At 68.3% G+C, this 19,164-nt stretch carries 18 protein-coding genes and 1 tRNA gene; 14 read left to right on the top strand and 5 right to left on the bottom strand.

Translation table 11 applies throughout. The features are described 5' to 3' along the window. Window positions 1-120: 120 nt before the first annotated feature. Both ABJF88_04095 and ABJF88_04090 read left to right on the top strand, forming a co-directional pair. Entirely contained in the window at window positions 121-774 is a 654-nt protein-coding gene (locus ABJF88_04095) for a class I SAM-dependent methyltransferase (GenBank protein MEP0546089.1), read from the top strand. 5 nt (window positions 775-779) lie between these two features. Further along, entirely contained in the window at window positions 780-1,451 is a 672-nt protein-coding gene (locus ABJF88_04090; protein ID MEP0546088.1) for a hypothetical protein, read from the top strand. A gap of 97 nt (window positions 1,452-1,548) precedes the next feature. On the opposite strand, the gene ABJF88_04085 is transcribed toward ABJF88_04090, so the two are convergent. Next, the gene (locus tag ABJF88_04085) at window positions 1,549-2,175 is read right to left on the bottom strand and encodes a hypothetical protein (GenBank protein ID MEP0546087.1); all 627 of its coding nucleotides are present in this window, start codon (window positions 2,173-2,175) and stop codon (window positions 1,549-1,551) included. Window positions 2,176-2,237: 62 nt separating this feature from the next. Next, window positions 2,238-3,461 carry a DUF819 family protein gene (locus ABJF88_04080; GenBank protein ID MEP0546086.1) on the bottom strand — a complete coding sequence of 408 codons (1,224 nt, stop codon included), beginning with the start codon at window positions 3,459-3,461 and terminating at the stop codon, window positions 2,238-2,240. A 328-nt stretch (window positions 3,462-3,789) separates the two neighbouring features. On the opposite strand from ABJF88_04080, the gene hemA reads away from it, so the two are divergent. The 7 genes from hemA (at window position 3,790) to ABJF88_04045 (ending at window position 10,944) form a co-directional block, all read left to right on the top strand. Next, entirely contained in the window at window positions 3,790-5,199 is a 1,410-nt protein-coding gene (hemA, locus tag ABJF88_04075; protein MEP0546085.1) for a glutamyl-tRNA reductase, read from the top strand. After that, on the top strand, window positions 5,174-6,115 hold the full coding sequence (gene hemC / locus ABJF88_04070; GenBank protein MEP0546084.1) for a hydroxymethylbilane synthase: 942 nt from the start codon (window positions 5,174-5,176) through the stop codon (window positions 6,113-6,115). Before hemA ends, hemC begins: the two co-directional genes overlap by 26 nt. A 7-nt stretch (window positions 6,116-6,122) precedes the next feature. Continuing rightward, a complete protein-coding gene (locus tag ABJF88_04065) occupies window positions 6,123-6,848 on the top strand; it encodes a uroporphyrinogen-III synthase (GenBank protein MEP0546083.1) in 726 nt (241 codons plus the stop codon). Then, window positions 6,841-7,944: a uroporphyrinogen decarboxylase gene (gene hemE, locus ABJF88_04060; GenBank protein MEP0546082.1), complete on the top strand. Its 1,104-nt coding sequence runs from the start codon at window positions 6,841-6,843 to the stop codon at window positions 7,942-7,944. Before ABJF88_04065 ends, hemE begins: the two co-directional genes overlap by 8 nt. Before the next feature lie 5 nt (window positions 7,945-7,949). Continuing rightward, window positions 7,950-8,927 carry an oxygen-dependent coproporphyrinogen oxidase gene (hemF, locus tag ABJF88_04055; GenBank protein ID MEP0546081.1) on the top strand — a complete coding sequence of 326 codons (978 nt, stop codon included), beginning with the start codon at window positions 7,950-7,952 and terminating at the stop codon, window positions 8,925-8,927. Window positions 8,928-9,088: 161 nt separating this feature from the next. Then, window positions 9,089-10,381 (top strand): ferrochelatase, encoded by a 1,293-nt coding sequence (hemH, locus tag ABJF88_04050; protein ID MEP0546080.1) that lies wholly within the window; start codon window positions 9,089-9,091, stop codon window positions 10,379-10,381. Continuing rightward, entirely contained in the window at window positions 10,378-10,944 is a 567-nt protein-coding gene (locus tag ABJF88_04045) for a methyltransferase domain-containing protein (protein ID MEP0546079.1), read from the top strand. Before hemH ends, ABJF88_04045 begins: the two co-directional genes overlap by 4 nt. 68 nt (window positions 10,945-11,012) lie before the next feature. Here the strand turns inward: ABJF88_04045 and ABJF88_04040 are convergent, their stop codons facing one another. After that, window positions 11,013-11,372: a four helix bundle protein gene (locus ABJF88_04040; protein ID MEP0546078.1), complete on the bottom strand. Its 360-nt coding sequence runs from the start codon at window positions 11,370-11,372 to the stop codon at window positions 11,013-11,015. 68 nt (window positions 11,373-11,440) lie between these two features. Here ABJF88_04040 and hemL point away from each other — a divergent pair, with 68 nt between their 5' ends. Continuing rightward, window positions 11,441-12,844: a glutamate-1-semialdehyde 2,1-aminomutase gene (gene hemL, locus ABJF88_04035; GenBank protein MEP0546077.1), complete on the top strand. Its 1,404-nt coding sequence runs from the start codon at window positions 11,441-11,443 to the stop codon at window positions 12,842-12,844. 219 nt (window positions 12,845-13,063) lie between these two features. On the opposite strand, the gene aceK is transcribed toward hemL, so the two are convergent. After that, complete coding sequence (gene aceK, locus ABJF88_04030; protein MEP0546076.1) at window positions 13,064-14,785, bottom strand: bifunctional isocitrate dehydrogenase kinase/phosphatase; 1,722 nt, start codon at window positions 14,783-14,785, stop codon at window positions 13,064-13,066. Beyond that, window positions 14,782-15,666 (bottom strand): ion transporter, encoded by an 885-nt coding sequence (locus tag ABJF88_04025; GenBank protein MEP0546075.1) that lies wholly within the window; start codon window positions 15,664-15,666, stop codon window positions 14,782-14,784. The genes aceK and ABJF88_04025 overlap by 4 nt, the downstream gene beginning before the upstream one ends. A 272-nt stretch (window positions 15,667-15,938) precedes the next feature. On the opposite strand from ABJF88_04025, the gene ABJF88_04020 reads away from it, so the two are divergent. The 4 genes from ABJF88_04020 (at window position 15,939) to holB (ending at window position 19,096) form a co-directional block, all read left to right on the top strand. Beyond that, entirely contained in the window at window positions 15,939-16,442 is a 504-nt protein-coding gene (locus tag ABJF88_04020; protein ID MEP0546074.1) for a hypothetical protein, read from the top strand. Between the two features lie 317 nt (window positions 16,443-16,759). Further along, on the top strand, window positions 16,760-17,668 hold the full coding sequence (locus ABJF88_04015) for a hypothetical protein (GenBank protein MEP0546073.1): 909 nt from the start codon (window positions 16,760-16,762) through the stop codon (window positions 17,666-17,668). Between the two features lie 115 nt (window positions 17,669-17,783). Next, window positions 17,784-17,857: transfer RNA gene (locus ABJF88_04010), tRNA-Met, on the top strand. 63 nt (window positions 17,858-17,920) lie between these two features. Then, window positions 17,921-19,096 carry a DNA polymerase III subunit delta' gene (gene holB, locus ABJF88_04005; protein ID MEP0546072.1) on the top strand — a complete coding sequence of 392 codons (1,176 nt, stop codon included), beginning with the start codon at window positions 17,921-17,923 and terminating at the stop codon, window positions 19,094-19,096. The last annotated feature ends 68 nt before the right edge of the window (window positions 19,097-19,164 follow it).

Raw genomic sequence — 19,164 nt, 5'->3', positions numbered from 1 at the left:
GTTAACCTGATGAGGTGGCGCCGAGCCGCAGACTCCGCGAGGGGCTTGCGGCTCGGCGCGTTCTGCCCTATGCTACGGCTCGCCTTCTCTCTTCACCCCGAGGCCGTTATCCTCCCGCCCTTGTCCGACTCCGAGCCGACGCCCCCACCCGCACCCCTCGCCGACCGCGCCGCATTCTGGGACGCCCGCTTCGGGAGCGAAGTCTACACCTACGGCGTCCGGCCGAACGCGTTCGTCGCGCAGGAGGCACACCGCTTCCCAGCAGGGAGCGCGCTCGTGGACCTCGGCACGGGGGAGGGCCGCAACGCGGTCTTCCTCGCCGAGCAGGGCCACCACGTCACGGCGCTCGACTACGCCGAGACCGGGCTGGAAAAGGCGCGAACGCTCGCCCGCGACCGCGGCGTGGAGGTCGAGACGGCGCAAGCCGACCTCGCTTTCTGGACGCCGGCGCGTCAATGGGACGGGGCGGTCTGCACCTTCGTCCACATGCGGCTCGGCGAGCGCGTCCGGTTCTACACCGCGATGCAGGCCGCGCTCAAGCCCGGCGCGCTCCTCGTCGCCGAGTGGTTCCGGCCGGAGCAGCGGAAGGACGGCTACACCTCCGGCGGCCCGCCGACGCTCGACCTCCTGGTGAAGCCGCGGGAGTTGGAGCAGCATTTCGTGTGGGGCGACATCCTCCTCTGCGAGCCCGCCGAGCCGACGCTCAACGAGGGCCCGTTCCACCAGGGCCCCGCCGCGACCGTCCGCCTCATCTTCCGCAAAGGCCACATCTGATCGTCGTGCTCCGACTGCTCCTCGGCCTCGTGCTCCTGGCTCCGACCGCGGCGTCGGCGCAGATCATGTCCGCCGTGACCGGGCTCTTCGACTCGGTCAACAGCATCGCCTTCTCCGTCAGCGGCGGGCAGATCGTCGGCGATACCGAGTTGGACGCCGATTGCCTCGGCGGGGGCGTCTGCGCGATGGGGATCGAAGTCCTCCTCGACCTGCCCTCGCCCGAAGGTATCGTGCTCGAACTCGGCCTCGGCACGCGGTTCTTGCGCGGGTTCGGAGCGACGGAGCCGACGCTCGACCTGCGCGGCTCCGTCCGCACGCTCCCCGAGGTCTCGGTGTACGTCACGCGGCCGGAGGTGATGGGGCGCCGCGTGGTGCAGCCGTATGCCGGGCTCAACTTCGGTTTTGCTCAGCTCTGGAACATGCGCGGCTACGACGCCGAGGGGACGCAGTACGAGGTGGACAGCGAGGCGTTCGAAGTCGGCGCGACCGTGGGGGCCTTTCTGGACGTGGCAGTGCTCAGCGGCCTGTTCGTCGAGGCGACGTACCGCCACCGCCGCTTCGACAGCCTCGACTGGTCGATCCCCGGCGCGCCGGTTCTTCCACCGGGGTGGCCGCGCGAGCTCAACGTCAGCACCGCGCTCGTCACCGTCGGCTGGCAGTTCCGGCTGACGGAATAGCGGCTCAGCCTCCCGCGAGCGCCGCGAGCATCCACGCGCAGCCGAGCGCGGCGTAGATCCTAAGGACGTAGTCCGCGACATAGATCCGCAACGGATGCTACTGCAAGTCTGGGTGCGTCTGCGTCCAGTTTGTTGAGGGTGGCTTCTCTTCCAGCGGAAAGAACTGGAAGGTTTCATCTCTATCCCTGGGAGGTCCAGAGCCTCGAAGGATAGAGCTCGTGATCTTGAATGTAGAGTCGCTCAGGATTACGCCCTTGTCAACGAGCGGGCGGTGCTCTCCGCTGCCACCGTAGTTCAAGTGCGTGATTACGTGGATCTCAATGCTGTCCCCCACTACGGCGAACACACCCCAGGCTGGGTTTCGCCGATTTCGCTCACCTGTTATGCATCGTAGATTCTCTCGGAAGCGGCGATGCTGCGCCTGGAACGAGTGGTCCTCATGCTTAGCCTCGTCCCGTCCGCAAGGGTTTCCACCAACGACGAATGCAGCGGCCGTGCCGTCCTCCCAGAGCATAAGGGTGGATAGAACGTTGGCACCATGGGAGATCCACTCGCGAGCATAATACCCTTGCAACTTCAGCTGGCCCTCATCGACATATTGAGACTCGGGAGGATCCCAGAACTCGCTGCGTAGAACTGAGCACCCGGCGATGCTTAATGTGTACCAAGCGATAGCGAGGGCCAGGATACTGCCAGGCGAGGTGTGTGGAAAGAGCTTGGACATGTTGGTAGATCGAGAGGGTATTCTTCGACGCGAGGCTCAAGTCGTAGATCCTCAGCAACCCATCACCCTCCCGCGAGGGCCGCGAGCATCCACGCGCAGCCGAGCGCGGCGTAGATCCCGAGGACGTAGCCAGCGACGGCCATGAGCAGCCCGACCGGCGCCATCGCCGGGTGGTAGACGCCCGCCACGATCGGCGCGCTCGCTGCGCCGCCCACGTTCGCCATCGACCCCGTGGCGACGAAGAAGAGCGGGGCTTTGAACAGCTTCGCCGCGCCGAAGAGGAGGGCGATGTGGATCGAGAGCCACACGACGCCCGTCAGCAGGTACAGCGGCGCGTCGAGCACGGCCGCGAGGTTGCCCTGCGCGCCGATCGACGTGAGCAGGAGGTAGAGGGCGACGTAGCCGATCCGGCTCGCCCCGTCGATCTCCAGCTTTCGCATCGGCGTGAACGAGAGGACGAGCCCGGCCGTCACGGCAATGAGAACCGCCCACGTCCCCGATGAAATGATTGTTGGATCGCCGATAGGAGGGAATAATCTCGTTGTGCTGAGGTATCGCGACAGCACCGCCGCGCCGAAGCCGAGCCCGATGATGATGGCCCCGCTGCCGATCGTGATCGGGCGGCGCGTCTGGTCGATCTGCCGGAGCGTCTCGTCCACCCGATCCATCGCCGACGTGTCGGCGCCCACCCAGTCGTTGAACCGCTTCTGGTAGCCGGAGAGGAAGAGCAGGATCGCCATCCACCCGTAGCCCACGACGGTGTCGACGACGATGATCGGCCCGAGGTCGCGGAGCCCGACGCTCTCCTGAATCGCGACCATGTTCGCCGTCCCGCCGATCCAACTCCCCGAGAGCGCCGCGAGCCCCTTCCATGCGTCGGGATCGCCGATGAACTGGCCCACGAGCAGGAACGCGATCGGCCCGCCGATGACGATGCCGAGCGTGCCGACGAGCAGCATGATGAGTGCGAGCCGCCCGAGGCTGAGGATCGCCCGGAGGTCGATCGTCAGCATGAGCAGGAAGAGGGCGAGGGGGAGGAGCACGTAGCTGAACCACTGGTACGCCTCGTTGACGTACTCCGGCGTCGTCTCCGTCGCGGGCATGTACGGCGGCGTCACGCCGAACGTGCTGAGGAGCATCGGCACGAAGTACGCCCACAGCACGGGCGGGATGATCGTGAACAGCTTCTCCAGCGCCTGCACGCGGGCGAGCGCGAACACGCCGGCGAGGACGGCGGCGAGGAGCGCGGCGACGTGCGTGGGGTCGGTGACGAGGGCGTCGGGCATGGCGGCGGCGGTCGGGTAGGGAGGGAAGCGGTGCAAAAGCTACTTCGCAGGCGGAGAAGATGGCGTGAGGCGCAACCGGGACAGCGTGCGCTTCGAAATAGCGGGCGTGGCACGTACGTTGTAAACGAGGCAGGGCGAGCTGCCGCGCGATGCTGTGGGGGTACGGACTACAGCCCGCTGCGCCACTCCTGCACAGGGGCGCGCACACCGTGCCCACTTGACCTTACGCTATAGAATCGCCGATCTTTCGACGCCTCTTCACCACGCCGCGCAGGCGCATGGCTATGCTTGGGGCACCGAAAAACCATCGCTGGGCCACGACGACCGCATGACCTTCCACGCCTTCGGACTCAACCACGAAACCGCGCCCGTCGCGGTGCGCGAGGCGTTCGCGCTCGACGAGGCCGCGCAGCGCCGGCTCTACGGGTTGCTCCGGCTTTCCGCGTCGGCCGAGGTGATCCTGCTATCGACGTGCAACCGGACGGAGGTCTACCTCTTCGGCGGCGACACGGACGTCGCCGCGGTGCAGGCCACGCTGAGCGCGACCGCAGGCACGCCGTGGCCCATCGAGCACGCCTTCGCACTCACCGACGAAGCCGCCGTCCTCCACGTCCTCCACGTCACGTCCGGCCTCCGCTCCCAGGTGCTTGGCGACGAGCAGATCCTCGCGCAGATGAAGGGCGCGTACCGCGTCGCCGTCGACGCGGAGCAGGTCGGGGCCGTGCTGCACCGGCTGATGCACACGGCCTTCCGCACGGCCAAGCGCGTCCGCACCGAGACCGCGCTATCCGAAGGGGCCGCGTCGATCTCCGGCCTCGCCGTGCGTGCCGCCCGGCTCCACTTCGAGAAGCATGGGACGAGCCTCGCCGGCCGCCGCGTGCTCCTGCTCGGGACGGGCGAGATGGGCCTCGTCGCACTCAAGACGCTCGCGGGCGAGGGGGCCGTGCTGACCGTCTCGAACCGCTCGCGCCCCCGTGCCGAGGCCGCCGCCGCCAGTTTGCCCCGCGCCTGCGCGGTACGCGATTGGGCGGACCGCCATGCCGCCGTCGCCGACGCCGACCTCGTGCTCGTCGCCTCGGGCGCGCCCGAGCCGGTGCTCTTGGCAAACGACCTGCCCGAGCGGTCCGACACCGCCCCCTGCCTCGTCATCGACGTGGCGATGCCGCGCAACGTCGAGCCCGCCGTGCGCGAGAAGGACGGCTACACCCTCCTCGACCTCGACCTCCTCGGCCTGTGGCGCACGCAGACGACCGAAGCGCGCCGCTCCGCCGCTCCCGAGGCCGAGGCGATCTGCGCGGAAGGGCTGGGCGAGTTCGTCGCGTGGGTGTTCAACCACGAGGCGCTCCAGCCCGCGATCCACGCCTTGCGCGAGACGTTCGAGGCCATCCGCACGCAGGAGATCGAGCGCCACGCCCACCGCTTTCAGAGCGCGGACCGCGACGACCTCGACCGGCTGACGCGCTCGATCATGCAGAAGCTGCTCGCCGTCCCCGTCGTCCGGCTCAAGAACACGGATTCGGAGAGCCTCGACTTCGTCCGCGGCGTTCGCTTCCTCAGCCACGCCTTCTCGCGGCCCGGCTGCGAAGACGCCTCGCCCGAGGAACGCGCGGCCGTCCCCGAGTCCGCCGCCGATGCGCCCGACGCCGAGTCCGCATGCCCGTTCGGCCACACGGAGCCCGAGGCAGCGGAGCCCGAAGACGCGGAGGCGGATCGTGAAGCTCGGAACGCGCGCCAGTAAGCTCGCCCTCTGGCAGGCCCACCACGTCGCCGACCGGCTGCGCCACGCCGGCCACGCCGTCGAGGTCGTCACGTTCTCGACGAAGGGCGACCGCATCCTCGACACGCCGCTCTCCGAGATCGGCGACAAGGGCCTCTTCACGCAGGAACTCGACCGCGCGCTGCTCGACGGCTCGATCTCGCTCGCCGTCCACTCGCTCAAAGACCTCCCGACGACGCTGCCGCCGGGGCTCGGGCTCGCCGCCGTCACGGAGCGCGAGGAGCCGTGGGACGCGTTCGTCGCCCACCCCGACTTCAGCGGCGCGCTCGCCGATCTGCCCGAGGGCGCCGTGCTCGCCACGTCGTCGCTCCGGCGGCAGGCACAGCTCAAAGCGTGGCGGCCCGACCTCCGCATCGTATCCGTCCGCGGGAATGTGCCGACGCGCATCGCCAAGCTCGACGCGAGCGACTGGCACGGGGCGATCCTCGCCGCCGCCGGGCTGATTCGGCTCGACCTCGACGCCCGCATCCGCGAGCGGATCGACCCCGCGATCATGCTGCCCGCCGTCAGCCAGGGCGCGCTCGGGATCGTCTGCGCCGAATCGGACACGCAGACATCCGACGTTCTCCGCGCCGTCCTCGCCGACGCGGACACGACGTCCGCCGTCACCGCCGAGCGGGCGCTCCTCCGCCGGCTCGAAGGCGGCTGCCAAGTGCCCGTCGCCGCGTGGGCGCGGATCGACGACGGCGTGCTCCACCTCGACGGGGCCGTGGCCTCGCTCGACGGGTCGCGCCACGTTCGCGCCGTGTCGAGCGGTTCGCCGGCCGAGGCCGAAATGCTCGGCGTCGCGCTCGCCGAAACGCTGCTCGACCGGGGCGCCGGGGACATCCTCCGCGCGATCCGCGCCGCCGCTGCGCCCGACGTGCGGCTGACCTGACGCCGCCGTGGCCGACCGTCCGCTCGTCCTCTTGCTCCGCGACGCCCGCGCGCCCGATCCGTACGTCGCCGCGCTCGACGCGGTCGGGTTCGCCGCCCGCTGCGTGCCCGTGCTCCGCTTCGAGCCCGTAGAACCCGATGCGCTCGCCGAGACGATGGCGCGTGCCGACGCCTTCGCCGGTCTGATCCTCACGAGTCCGCGCGCCGCCGATGCGCTGCGCGGCCTCGACCTCTCCGCGTGGCAGTCGAAGACCACGTTCGTCGTCGGGCCGGCGACGGCCGAAGCGGCGCGGGCGCTCGGGCTGCGCCCAGAGGGGGAGGAGGCGGGGCAGGCCGACGATCTCGCCGACCGCATCGCCGCGCGGCGCTTCGAAGCGCCGCTCCTGTTTCTCTGCGGGGATCGACGGCGCGACGCGTTGCCGGACCGGCTCCGCGCCACCGGGATCGCCGTCGAAGAGCGCGTCGTGTACCGCACGCTCCTCGACGCATCGGCGCTCCGAGAGCCGACCGGCAGGCCGCCGGATTGGGTCGTATTCTTCAGCCCGTCCGGTGTCGAAGCGGCTCAGGAGGTAGTAGCCGCGTCGTGGAACCGGGCTCGAAAAGCAGCCATTGGACCCACGACCGCCGACGCCCTCCGCGCCGTCGGGTTCGCCCCCGCCACCGTCGCCGACGCGCCCGCGCCAGAGGCGCTCGCCGCCGCACTTTCTTTCGCCCACCGTACGTCCGATGCCTGACCCCACGCTCTCCGCCGCGCCTGCTGCTGAACACCCACCGCTCAAAAACGACCTCTTCCTCCGCGCCGCGCGCCGCGAGCCGACCGAGCGCGTGCCGGTGTGGATGATGCGGCAGGCCGGCCGCTACCTCCCCGAGTACCACGAGGTCCGCGCCGAGCACGATTTCTTCGAGCTATGCCGCACGCCCGAGCTCGCCTGCGAGGTCACGATCCAACCCCTCCGCCGCTTCCCCCTCGACGCCGCCATCATCTTCTCCGACATCCTCGTCGTGCCGCAGGCGCTCGGGCTCGAGGTGAAGATGCTCGAAGGCAAAGGGCCGCACTTCCCCGCACCGCTCACCGGTCCCGGCGATCTCGACCGGCTCGCAACGCCGGACGTGCAGCGCGACCTCGGCTACGTCTACGAGGCTGTGGCGCTGACGCGCCGCGTGCTCGGCGGGCGGGCGCCGCTCATCGGGTTCAGCGGGGCGCCGTGGACGCTCATGGCGTACATGATCGAGGGCGGCGGGAGCAAGACGTTTTCCGAGAGTAAGGCGTGGCTCTTCCGCCACCCCGAGGCGAGCCACGAACTGTTGCAGGCCGTCACCGACGTCGTCGTGGACCACCTCGCGGCGCAGGCTGATGCTGGGGCGCAGGCGCTGCAGGTGTTCGATTCGTGGGCCGGCATCCTCACCCCGCAGCACTTCGCCGCCTTCGCGCTCCCGTACCTCACGCAGATCGCCAAGCGCCTCAAAGCTTCTCACCCCGACGTGCCGCTCATCGTCTTCGCCCGCGGCGCGCACTACGCCCTCGACGCCCTCGCCGCGACCGACTACGACGTGATCGGGCTCGATTGGACGATCATCCCGCAGGCCGCCCGCGCGATCGTCGGCGACCGCGCTGCGCTCCAGGGCAACCTCGATCCGTGCGCGCTCTACGGCTCGCCCGCGTCGATCCGCACCGCCGTCGCGCAGATGCTTGCCGGGTTCGGGACCGAGGGCTACATCGCCAACCTCGGCCACGGCATGCACCCCGACCACGACCCCGACCACGCTGGCGCCTTCGTCGAGGCCGTGCAGGAGGTCTCCGCGCAGATGAACGCCGCCCCCACACGCTGACCGCTATGCTCGATGACCACCGCCGCGCCGACCGTCTCCGACAGGAGCCTCGCACCGACCGCTCGATGGGAGAGCGGATGCAGCGGTTCGTCGAGGCGTTGCAGAAGCGGATCTGCACGGCGTTCGAGCGGCTCGACGGGGCGGCGACGTTCGGGGAGGACCCGTGGGAGCGGCCGGGCGGTGGGGGCGGACTAACCCGCGTGATCAGCGGCGGCGATGTGTGGGAGAAAGGAGGTGTTAGCACCTCTGCCGTCCACGGCCAACTGCCCGAGCGGATGGCGCACGCATTCGGGGTCGACTCCAGCCCGTTCTTCGCCACGGGCCTCTCGCTCGTGATGCACCCGCGCAACCCGTACGTCCCCGCCGTCCACGCCAACTTCCGCTACTTCGCCCTCGGCCCCGACCTCCACGCCCCGCTCGACCACTGGTTCGGCGGCGGCGCTGACCTCACCCCGTACTACCCTGAGCGCGCCGACGCCGAGCACTTTCACACCGTCTGGAAACAAGTTTGCGACGCCCACGACGTGGCGGACTACGCTGCATTCAAGCGGCAGTGCGACGAGTACTTCTACCTCCCGCACCGCGACGAGGCGCGCGGCGTCGGCGGCATCTTCTTCGACTACCTCCGCGAGGACCCCGAGGGCGTGTTCCTCTTCGTCCGGCAGGCTTCGCGGGCCTTTCTGTCATCGTATGTGCCCCTCGTCGAGCGGCACAAAGCGCGGCCGTTCGGGGAACGCGAGCGGGAATATCAGGCGTTTCGGCGGGGCCGCTACGCCGAGTTCAACCTCGCCTTCGACCGGGGGACGAAGTTCGGGTTGGAGACGGGTGGGCGGACGGAGAGCATCCTCATGAGCCTGCCGCCGCACGTTCGGTGGGGCTACGACTGGCAGCCGGAACCCGGCACGTCCGAGGCTGAAGCACAGTCGTTCTTTCAGCCGCACAACTGGCTTGGCATCAAGCCGGCGACGGAACGGGGTGAATAGGGCGAGAAGCGCGGCGGGATAACACCGTTAAGCGCTAAAGACTTCGGGACAACTCACCGAAACTTCGAGCCCCGATAGGAACGGGGAGCGGGACCATGTGCTTAATTGGATCCGAGGTGGCAAACACAGACCGCACATAAGGGGCGCAACCGTTACGGCCGATGAATGCACGCGAGTTTCTGAAGGTTTATAAGTACGACGATCGGCTGATCACGGGTGCCTACTACCCGCAGGAGCCCGTCTCCGTCGAGCCCGGCGACCGCGTCGGCGTGGTGATGATGAACCTCGGTGGGCCGATGGCAGAGGAGGACGTGGAGCCGTTCCTCTACAACCTCTTCATGGACCCGGCCATCATCGACATCCCCCTGCCAAAGGGGCCGCGGCACTGGCTCAGCAAGTTCATCGCCAGCAAGCGCTCGAAGACGGTCGGTGAGGATTACAAGCTGATCGGTGGGAACTCGCCCATCAACCGGCTCACGCGCGAGCAGGCCGAGGCGCTCGAAAAGCGGCTCAACGCCCGCTTCGGCCCCGCCACCGGCGCGACGTTCCGCACCTACGTTGCTATGCGGTTCTGGAAGCCCTTCAGCGAGGACTGTGCGCGGCAGATGAAGGAGGACGGCATCGACAAAGTGGTCCTCCTCCCGCTCTATCCGCAGTATTCCAAGACCACGACGGGCTCGTCGCTCGTCTACTGGAAAGCGCTCGAAGAGGCCGGCGAGATCCCCACGTGGCCGACCTCGCTCGTCTTTGAGTACGCTGCGCACCCGCTCTACGTGCAGTCCATCTCCGAGCGGATCGACGAGGGGCTCCAGCGTTTCCCCCGCACGATCCGTGACAAGGTGCATCTCCTGTTCTCCGCGCACGGCACGCCCGTCAAAGAGATGAAGACCCGGCGCGACCCCTACTGCTGCCTCGTGCACTCGACGGTGCAGCAGGTCATGGACGCACGGGCGGAGAAGGAGGACCGGCCGTTCCACGTCGCGTTCCAGAGCAAGGTCGGCCCCGCCGAGTGGCTCACGCCGAGCACGCCCGACAAGCTGAAGGAACTGGGCGAGGGCGAGACGAACGCCGTGCTCGTGATCCCCGTCGCGTTCGTGACGGACCACGTCGAGACGGCCTTCGAACTCGACATCGAGGTGCGCGAGGAGGCTGAGCACTTTGGGATCGAGCACTACGAGGTGACGAGCGGGCTGAACTGCCATCCGCTCTTCATCGAAGCCCTCGCCGAAGCCGTCGCCGCCCAAGTCACTGCGACGCAGGCCATCGAGGGGGACGGCGCCGCGACGATGCTGCCGCAGCCGATCCCTATGCTCCCGCGCCACAAAGCGAAGGCGCGCACCGTCCGCTGTCATCAGTGCCTCCTCGTCACCGAAGCGCACTGCTGGACGAAGCAGGCCGCGACGGCGACCCCGGACGAGGTCCGCGTCAGCCAGAAGAACGACCCGGCGGCATGAGTCAGACCGAACGGACGGACACACAGACTGTGGCCTCGCCGTCGGTCCACCTCCTGCGAACGCTCGCGGCCGTGCCCGTCGAGAGCCGCGTGCTCGACCTCGGCTGCGGCTCCGGCCACCACGCCGAGCCCCTCGCCCGACTCGGCTTCGACCTCTTCGCCTGTGATGCGGACGAGGCCGCCGTCGCCCTCGCCCGTGACCGCGTCGCCGAGGTGGTGGGGGAGGCGGCGGCACGACGTGTTACGCCCGCTCGCCCCGCCGCCCTCGGGTACCCCGACGACTTCTTCGATTGGGTCGTCGCCCACGGTACGTACGACACGGCCGAGTCGGCGGCCGAACTGAAGGATATGCTCGGCGAGACGCGGCGCGTGCTGAAGAACGGTGGCTGGGTATTCGTCGCTTTCCGCCGCGCGCTTGCCGGCCCCGATCTCACGCCGGAGACCCTCACAAAACTCTTCGCCGAGGCCGGCCTCGCCCTCGCCGAAGACCCCGCTGACGACCACGACGGCGAGCCCGTTCTCCGCGCCATCTTCCGCAAGGTGGACGCGACTACGGCGGTTTGAGGTTTGGGGTCGGGAGGAAGAACCTCCAACTCAAAACCTATCCCAAGCGCAAGTGCAAGCGAGCCGAGTTATGGGCGTGGGACGGCTTTCTGAATGAGGGCGATGAGCATTCGGCGCGTGCTGGCTGCAGCGACGCAAAGCGGTTCGTATCGTTCCGGCTTCAGCAGTCCGAGGTCGCGTGCCAGCAGGAGTTGGTCGTCCACCTCGTTGGCAGAACCGAGGGCGATCTGAAAAAATCGTGCGAGGTCGGGGCCGCTCTGCCTTCCGCATCCTTCGGCGATGTTCGAGGGAACCGATACAGCGGCTCGGCGAATCTGACTTACGAGTCCGTACCGCTCCGCCTTAGGAAAGGAAGCCGTAGCACCGTACACGTCGAGCACGAGCTGGTGCGCATGCTGCCAGACGCGAAGCCGTCGGTAATCCTGCATGGTAGGTGGCGTTAGAGGAACAAAGACATTGCCTTCGTAGACCCCGAGCACATCGCCGTCGTAACCCCATGACCCCGAACCCCGAACCCCGAACCCACGACCTGCGGCGCAGCCGCTCCCTCTTCGCCGAAGCCCAGCGCGTCATCCCCGGCGGTGTGAACTCGCCCGTCCGCGCGTTCAAAAGCGTCGGCGGGACGCCGGTGTTTTTTGATCGCGCCCAGGGGGCCTACCTCCACGACGCCGACGGGAATCAGTACGTGGACTACGTCGGGAGCTGGGGGCCGATGCTGTTCGGTCACGCCCACCCGGACGTCGTGCGCGCCGTGCAGGAGGCCGCCGTCCGCTCGACCTCGTTCGGGGCGCCGACGGAGATCGAAGTCCGTCTCGCCGAGCTCGTCGTCGAGCTCGTGCCGAGCGTGGAGAAGGTGCGCTTCGTCAACTCCGGGACGGAGGCGACGATGAGTGCCGTCCGCCTCGCACGGGGCTTCACCGGCCGCGACAAGTTCGTGAAGTTCGAGGGCCACTACCACGGCCACGGCGACTTCTTCCTCATCGCCGCTGGCTCCGGCGCGATGACGTTTGGCGAGCCGAACTCGCCCGGCGTCACGGCCGGGAACGCGCGCGACACGCTCCTCGCCCGCTTCAACGACCTCGACAGCGTGCGCACCGTCATCGAGGCCAACCGAGGCGAGGTCGCCTGCGTCATCGTCGAACCGATCGCGGGGAATATGGGCTGCGTGCCGCCCGCGCCAGGCTTCCTCGAAGGGCTCCGCGCGCTGTGCGACGCCCACGGCATCGTCCTCATCTTCGACGAGGTGATGACCGGCTTCCGCGTCGCGCCAGGCGGAGCGCAGGAGCGCTACGGCGTCACGCCCGACCTCACGACGCTCGGCAAGATCATCGGCGGCGGGCTGCCCGTTGGGGCGTACGGCGGACGCGCCGACCTCATGGACTACGTCTCGCCGAGCGGCCCGGTGTATCAGGCCGGCACGCTCTCCGGCAACCCCCTCGCGATGAACGCGGGCTACGCCGTGCTCCGCCGCATCGCTGACGATCCCGGCGTCTACGACCGGCTCGAACGCTACTGCCAGGTGTTGGAGGAGGGCACGCGGCGCACGCTTACCTACCTCGGTCTCGACCTCTACCTCACCCGCGTCGGCTCGATGGGCGGGCTGTTCTTCACCGAAGGGCCGGTGACCGACTTCGACTCGGCGCAGGCCTGCGACACGGCGCGCTACGGCCGCTACTTCCACGCGATGCTCGAGGAGGGTGTCTACCTCGCCCCGAGCCAGTTCGAGGCCTACTTCGTCTCCGCCGCCCACGGTGCCGATGAACTCGCCCTCACGCTCAACGCCCAGCGCCGCGCCTTCGAGAAGGCCTTCGATCCCGACTGGACCCCGGTCGCTACCGTCCCCGCCGACGCGCCTGTGGACGAGCAGGAGGGGATGGAAAGGGTAAAGGGTAAAGGGTAAAGGCTCAGTACACGACAGAACCTCGAACTTGTCATCCCGAGCGCAGTCCAGGGATCTCTCACGTCGCAGCCTATCACAAGGGGGGAGATCTCTCCGCTCGCTACGCTCGGTCGAGATGACAATCTACTTTTTGTCGTGCACCGAGGGGCAAAGAGTAAAGGGTGGCGTAACCGGCAGCAGCAGACTCTTCCGGGTTGCTTCCCTTTTACCCCTCACCCTTTACCCTTTCGAAAACCGTTTGCTCTGGCGGTAGGGGAAGATGTCGACGAGCTCTTCGGTCTGCTGCCGAGCCTGCATCCGGCGCCAGAAAGCCGGGTCGAGGAGGTCGCCGTGGTGCTCGTGGAAGACGGCGTTGAGCTCTTTGGTGAGCCCGAGGAACTTGCCGATCTCGGCGGGAAAGACGTCGTTCGGGGCGACGTAGAACCACGCGTCGGCGCTCATCATCTCGAACTCGTCGCGGGGTTTCGGGAGCGTGCGGAAGTTGAACTCCGAGAGCAGGCCGAGCTCGTCGTAGTCGTAGAAGATCACGCGGCCGTGCCGCGTGACGCCGAAGTTCTTGACGAGCATGTCGCCGGGGAAGATGTCGGCGGCGGCGAGGTCGCGGATCGCGTCGCCGCAGTCGATCACGGCGTCCTCGGCCTCGTCGCGGTCCACGTCGCCGAGGTAGAGGTTGAGCGGGGTCACGCGGCGCTCGGTGTAGAGGTGGTCGATCACCACGCTGTCGCCGTCGAGGTGGATCGTCTGGGCGGCGACCTTCAGTAGCTCCTCCAGGACCTCGGGCACGAAGCGGTCGCGGGGGAACTCGAGGTGCTCGTACGACTGCACGTCAGCGAGGCGGCCGACGCGGTCGTGGAGCATCACGAAGCGGTACTTCTTCATGACCTCGTCGCGCGTCGTCTGCTTCGGCGGGTCGAACCGGTCCTTGATGACTTTGAAGACGATGTCGTAGCCGGGCAGCGTGAAGACGGTCATCACCATGCCCTTCGTGCCGCGCGCGAACTCGAAGCGCTCGTCGGTCCGGGCGAGGAAGGCGCAGAGGTCGCGGTAGAGCTCGGTCTTGCCGTGCTTCGTGAATCCGAGCGAGATGTAGAGCTCGGCGATGCGCTTGAGCGGCATCAGCGTTTTGAGGAAGCGGACGAGCGCCCACGGCTCCGGCGCGAGGACGTGGAAGTACGAGCGCGTGAACGAGAACACCATCGACGTGGCGTTCGGCGTCAGCAGCACCGTATCGACGTGAATGCCGCCCTCGTCTCCGTGGAGGACGGGGAGCACGAGCGGGATCACGGCCTCGTCCGAGCGGATCCGCCCGATGAGGTACGCCCCTTTGTTGCGGTAGAACACCGGCTCCAGCATCTCGACGCGGTCGATCTCGCCCGTCCCAGACTTCGCGACGCACGCGTCGACCTCCTCCGCCACGAGCGCCGCGTCACGCTCCAGATCGTCGAACGGCACGCCGAGGTCGTAGGAGCGGAGGATCGAGCCGATGAGGGCGGCTGTGGTGCCGGCGGGCGGCACGGTGCGGAAGCGCGGCGCGGCCTCCATCGACTCCGGCGCCGTCAGTCCGTCGGCCACGAACTCGATGTGCGGGTCCACGCCGACGGTCGAGAAGACGCGGCGCGTGATGGAGTTGTAAAACGTCTCGGCGAGCTCGACGTTGGGTCGCCCGCTGCGGAGACTGGCGTAGGCATCGCGGGCGGCGGCCCAGCGGTCGCGGTCCTCAATGGCGGTGCCGAAGAGGGTGCGGACGTGGCGGAGCGCTTGCTGGACGTGCTTCTCGTAGAGGGCGAGGCGCTCGCGGTCGTCCTCGGCCCCGTCGCGCCACGCCTGTGTGGCGAAGCGCTCCGCGGCCCGGGCGGTGATCGACTGGAACTGGGTGTGGTAGGCGTCGAAGCCGTCGCTGATGCGCGTGGCGGCAGCGACGGCGGGGGAGGGGTCGGTCACGGAAGGCGAGGGGGTGGGGCGTGGGGAAGCCGCGTGGCGCAGCGGCGGCAGAAGACGGCGTCAGGCTCGTGCTCGGCGAGGCCGCAGGTGGGGCAGTCGTTCGCGTCGACGGTGTACCGGGCGCGCGCCAACTCCGACGTCACGATCCCCGTCGGGACGGCGATGATCGCATAGCCCATGATCATGATGAATGCGGCGACGAACTGGCCGAGGTTCGTCCCCGGCGAGATGTCGCCGTAGCCGACCGTCGTGAGCGTGACGATCGACCAGTAGATCGAGCGCGGGATGTTGTCGAACCCATTCTGCCCGCCTTCGATGACGTACATCAGCGAGCCGAAGATGACGTCGAGCGTGACGACGGCGAGGAGGAAGACGGCGATCTTGCGGCGGCTGGCCCAGAGCGCCTGCCCCAGCACGTTCGCCTCGGAGAGGTACTGGACGAGCTTGAGGATGCGGAAGACGCGGAGGAAGCGGAGCATCCGGATCACCGTGAAGAACTGCGCCCCCGGCACGAACACGCTGAGGTAGGTCGGCAGGATCGCCAGCAGGTCGATCACGCCGAAGAAGCTCCGGGCGTAGCGGCTCGGGCGGCGCACGCAGACGAGCCGGAGGACGTATTCCACGGTGAAGAGCACGGTGAACGCCCACTCGGCGGCGCGGAGCTCGGCGCCGTACTCCTGCCGGATCGACCCGACGCTGTCGAGCATCACGGCGACGACGGAGAGTCCAATGACAACGATGAGCGCGAGGTCGAAGTACCGTCCCGTCTGCGTGTCGTGCCCGAAGATGACGTCGTAGAGCCTCGCTTGCCAGCGCGTGCGCGTGCTCGGCTCGATCTTCGTCGGTACGGCTTTCGGGGGGAGGGGGCAGTCGGAGTCCATGCAGCGCGGCGGGGCGAGGAGGTGACGGGGGGAAAGATAGCAGAGCGCTCGGGACCAAGTTTGCATCGTGGAGTCGCGCACGCCGAAGAGATTTTTCGCGAGTGGTCGAGGGGCGAACGCACGGAGATACATTGCTGCCTACTACCGTAGGGCCCCTCCCGCCGCCGTGGCTACCGCCGCGATTCCAGCTGGTACGAACTAAAACGGGCTCTCGCTCGCCGACACTTCTCATGAGTAGGCCTCGTTCTACCCCTCTGGTCTGGGCGACCGTGGTGGCCCTGATCTTCGCGCTCGGGATTCTGGACGTCGTGACGGGCACGGAACTGGGCCTCTTCGTCTTCTACTTCGCGCCTGTGATGATCGCAGGCTGGTGGCTGGGGCTGCCGTCTTCGATCGTGACCGCCATTCTCGCGGCCCTCGCTTGGTTCGCAGCGGACGCCCTCGCTGGGAACGTCTATTCCCACTTGGCCCTCGGAGTCTGGAACACCGGGGTGCGCCTCGTCTCCTTCCTCATCATCGGTTTTTTTACCGCGCGGTTTGCCGCTCTGCTCGCCACCGAGCGCCGAACCTCGGCGGATCTCGCGAAAGCGCTCGCCGAGGTGGACGTGCTTCGGGGGTTGCTCCCGATCTGTGCGTGGTGCAAGCAGATCCGAGACGAGAACGGAGCGTGGCAGCAGGTCGAGACTTATATCGCCCGGCATAGCGACGTGGAGTTCACCCACGGGATGTGCGATGACTGCGCCGCCCGGGTCCTTCGCGAAGCCGAGGCCTCCTGATCCCCCGACGGCCGGTCTCGGGTAGCGCCCCTCGCTGTCAGTGGCTACGTCGTCGCCCACGCGCGAGGTACCCGGGAGAGACGAGAGGGAATGAGTTCCAGCCTTGCAGTTGTGTTTGTGATACTTAAGTCTATATTGATAGCGGCTTGAGGTCATATTGTTGACATGAGTAGGGAGGTCCTGCAATGGCGATCACACGGAAGCATCTCAGCATGATGACGCTAGCGATCGGGGGGCTTGCTGCGGCCCTCCTCTTCGGGAGTTGTAGCGGGACCGCTCCCGTGCCGCCGCCCCCTCGGCCCAATCTTGCCTGGTCGATGCCGAAGACCTACGTCCCCACGCCCGACGCGACGATCGCGGTAGCGTTCGGCATCAACGGCCTCGTGGATGAGTTGCCGTCCGGCGCTCTCCCCATCACGGTCACGAAGACCGTCGTCAACACGGGGGCCGCGGCCATTGCCGCGGGGTACGAGATCGAGGAGACCGTGCGGCTGATGCGGTTCTTCGCGGTGGCGGGGCAAGCCGGCTACGTCCCGGCCGACACCGTCTTCTCCTGCACGCAGCTCGGCCCCGCGCTCGCGCCGGGCGATTCGGCGGCGGTCACGTTCGTGCTCGGCGGCCCGGGCTGCCCCCTCGACCCCGCCTTCACCTTCGCCGTGCTGCCGTGCGGGGTTTACCAGGAGACGCTCGCCCTCGACCGGCCGATGGCGGTGAGCGAGACGGTGGAGTCCGACAACGACGCGGTGCATTATTTCTACATCCCGAGCCCGGTCCTGACCATCAACATCAACACGACGCGCAACCCGAACACGGCGCCCAACACGTTTGTCGTCGGGCAGACGGTCAAGATCCGAGGGTTCGATCCGCCTCCGGTCGTCACGACGCACACGTTCGCGACGAGCATCGTGGGGCCGCCGGGCAGCACGTACCTCCTGAACGGGCGGTCGCCCCGCACGGGGGCGTCGGGGACGAGTTGCGTCCTCGCGCCGACGATGCCGATCCTCGGCGCGCCGCCGGGGGCGGGGATCCCCGGGCCGCAGGCGGTGACCTACACGTGCACGATCCCGAACCCGGCCTTCCTCGGCCCCGTGTGCAACAGCTTCCTCGGCAACGTGCAGGTGTTCGAGGAGAGCCTCAACACGAAGCTCACGGCGATTTCCGCCGACGGCTGCATCATCCGACAGAAGAGCGGGCTCGTGAGCGTGATCTTCGAGTGCAACCCCTGAGCGAGGCTCGGCTGCCCCGGTGACATTTCGGCGCGGCTTCACCGTTCGGCGGGCGGCGGGCTTGGACGCGGGCCGCCGCCCGCGCTATCTTGCACGCCCTCCCACGAGGAGCCTCGGTGCGGTAGCTCAGCTGGTTAGAGCGTCGGATTCATAACCCGGAGGTCGAGAGTTCAAGTCTCTCCCGCGCCACACCGTTCAGCCCCTCCGCCCGCCGCGGAGGGGCTTTTTTTATCGGGTACCGGAGCACACGCTATGGGCTGGAACGGAGTCATCGATCAGGGCCGCGCCGTCGAGACGCTGCGGCGGGCGCTCGCGAGCGGGCGCGTTGCCCACGCCTACCTCTTCCACGGGCCCGACGGCGTCGGCAAGCGGGCCGCGGCGCTCGCGTTCGCACAGGCGCTGGAGTGCCAGCGGCGCGGCCCCGGCGAGGCCGATCCGTGTGGGACGTGCCCGGCCTGTCAGAAGGTGGCGAAGATGCTCCACCCCGATGTCCACCTCTACCTCCCGCAGCCCAACGACGCCGGCACCGACGACATCGCCGTGCGCTTCCAGCGCCTCGGGCAGAACCCCTATGCCGAGGTTGACTTCCGCCGCCGCCCGACGCTCGACGACCCGACGAAGACCTCGACGAAGCAGGTGATCTACAACGTGGACCGCGTCCGCGAGATCACGCGGGCGCTCCGCTACAGCCCGGCTGAGGGCCGGCACAAAGTGGCCATCCTCACCGACGCCGACGCGATGAACGAGGCCTCGGCGAACGCCTTTCTGAAGGGGTTGGAAGAGCCGACCGACCACACGGTCATCATCCTCACCGCGAGCCGGCCCGACCGGCTGCTCCCCACGATCCTCTCGCGTTGCCAGCGCCTCCGCTTCGACACGCTTCCCGCCGAGGTGATCGAGCGCGCCCTCGTCGAGCGCGCCAGCCTCGACCCCGAGCACGCCGCGCTCCTCGCCCGGATGGCCGATGGATCGTATACGCGAGCGCTCGTGCTCTCGGAAAGCGAGGAACTGGCCCGGCAGCGCGCCCACGTCCTCGCCTTCTTCCGCGCCGCCTTCTCCGGCTCCGGCGACGCCGTGGACGACCTCGTCGCCGACCTCGCGGGGCTCGGGCGCGAGGGTCTCAAAGGTGTGCTCGGCCTCATGCTCGGCTGGGTCCGCGACCTCGTCCTCGCCCGCCACGCCGGGGCCGAGGCGGCGCTCGTCAACGTCGACCAGCGCGCCGCCGTCCACCGCTTCGTCCAGAACCTCCCGGCAGCGCGGCTCGACGCCCTCGCAGACTTGGTGGAGCACGCCCACGAACTCGTCGAGCGCAACGCGAACGCGACGCTCGTGCTCACCGTGCTCGCCGACGCGATGCGGGCGGCGATGCGCGGGCAAGCGCGGCACCGGCTCTTCGCCCCGCTCGCCGAGCCTGCCGAGACGCGATAGGAGGCCGGGAGAGACTGAGAAACGTCGTCCGGGATGGGACGTACTGCACTCGCTTCCGCTCCCGTCTC

This window comes from Rhodothermales bacterium (assembly GCA_039944855.1).
Taxonomy (GTDB): domain Bacteria; phylum Bacteroidota; class Rhodothermia; order Rhodothermales; family JANQRZ01; genus JBBSMX01.
Note: the sequence above shows the minus strand (reverse complement) of the source record. Positions and strands in the feature narration are given on the sequence as shown.

What these genes read in the sequence shown, in the direction of transcription:
- ABJF88_04085 (MEP0546087.1), bottom strand. Translation starts at nt 2,175, where the DNA reads ATGTCCAAGCTCTTTCCACACACCTCGCCTGGCAGTATCCTGGCCCTC.
- ABJF88_04080 (MEP0546086.1), bottom strand. Translation starts at nt 3,461, where the DNA reads ATGCCCGACGCCCTCGTCACCGACCCCACGCACGTCGCCGCGCTCCTC.
- hemA (MEP0546085.1), top strand. Translation starts at nt 3,790, where the DNA reads ATGACCTTCCACGCCTTCGGACTCAACCACGAAACCGCGCCCGTCGCG.
- hemE (MEP0546082.1), top strand. Translation starts at nt 6,841, where the DNA reads ATGCCTGACCCCACGCTCTCCGCCGCGCCTGCTGCTGAACACCCACCG.
- hemF (MEP0546081.1), top strand. Translation starts at nt 7,950, where the DNA reads ATGCTCGATGACCACCGCCGCGCCGACCGTCTCCGACAGGAGCCTCGC.
- hemH (MEP0546080.1), top strand. Translation starts at nt 9,089, where the DNA reads ATGAATGCACGCGAGTTTCTGAAGGTTTATAAGTACGACGATCGGCTG.
- ABJF88_04045 (MEP0546079.1), top strand. Translation starts at nt 10,378, where the DNA reads ATGAGTCAGACCGAACGGACGGACACACAGACTGTGGCCTCGCCGTCG.
- ABJF88_04040 (MEP0546078.1), bottom strand. Translation starts at nt 11,372, where the DNA reads ATGCAGGATTACCGACGGCTTCGCGTCTGGCAGCATGCGCACCAGCTC.
- hemL (MEP0546077.1), top strand. Translation starts at nt 11,441, where the DNA reads ATGACCCCGAACCCCGAACCCCGAACCCACGACCTGCGGCGCAGCCGC.
- ABJF88_04025 (MEP0546075.1), bottom strand. Translation starts at nt 15,666, where the DNA reads ATGGACTCCGACTGCCCCCTCCCCCCGAAAGCCGTACCGACGAAGATC.
- ABJF88_04015 (MEP0546073.1), top strand. Translation starts at nt 16,760, where the DNA reads ATGCCGAAGACCTACGTCCCCACGCCCGACGCGACGATCGCGGTAGCG.
- holB (MEP0546072.1), top strand. Translation starts at nt 17,921, where the DNA reads ATGGGCTGGAACGGAGTCATCGATCAGGGCCGCGCCGTCGAGACGCTG.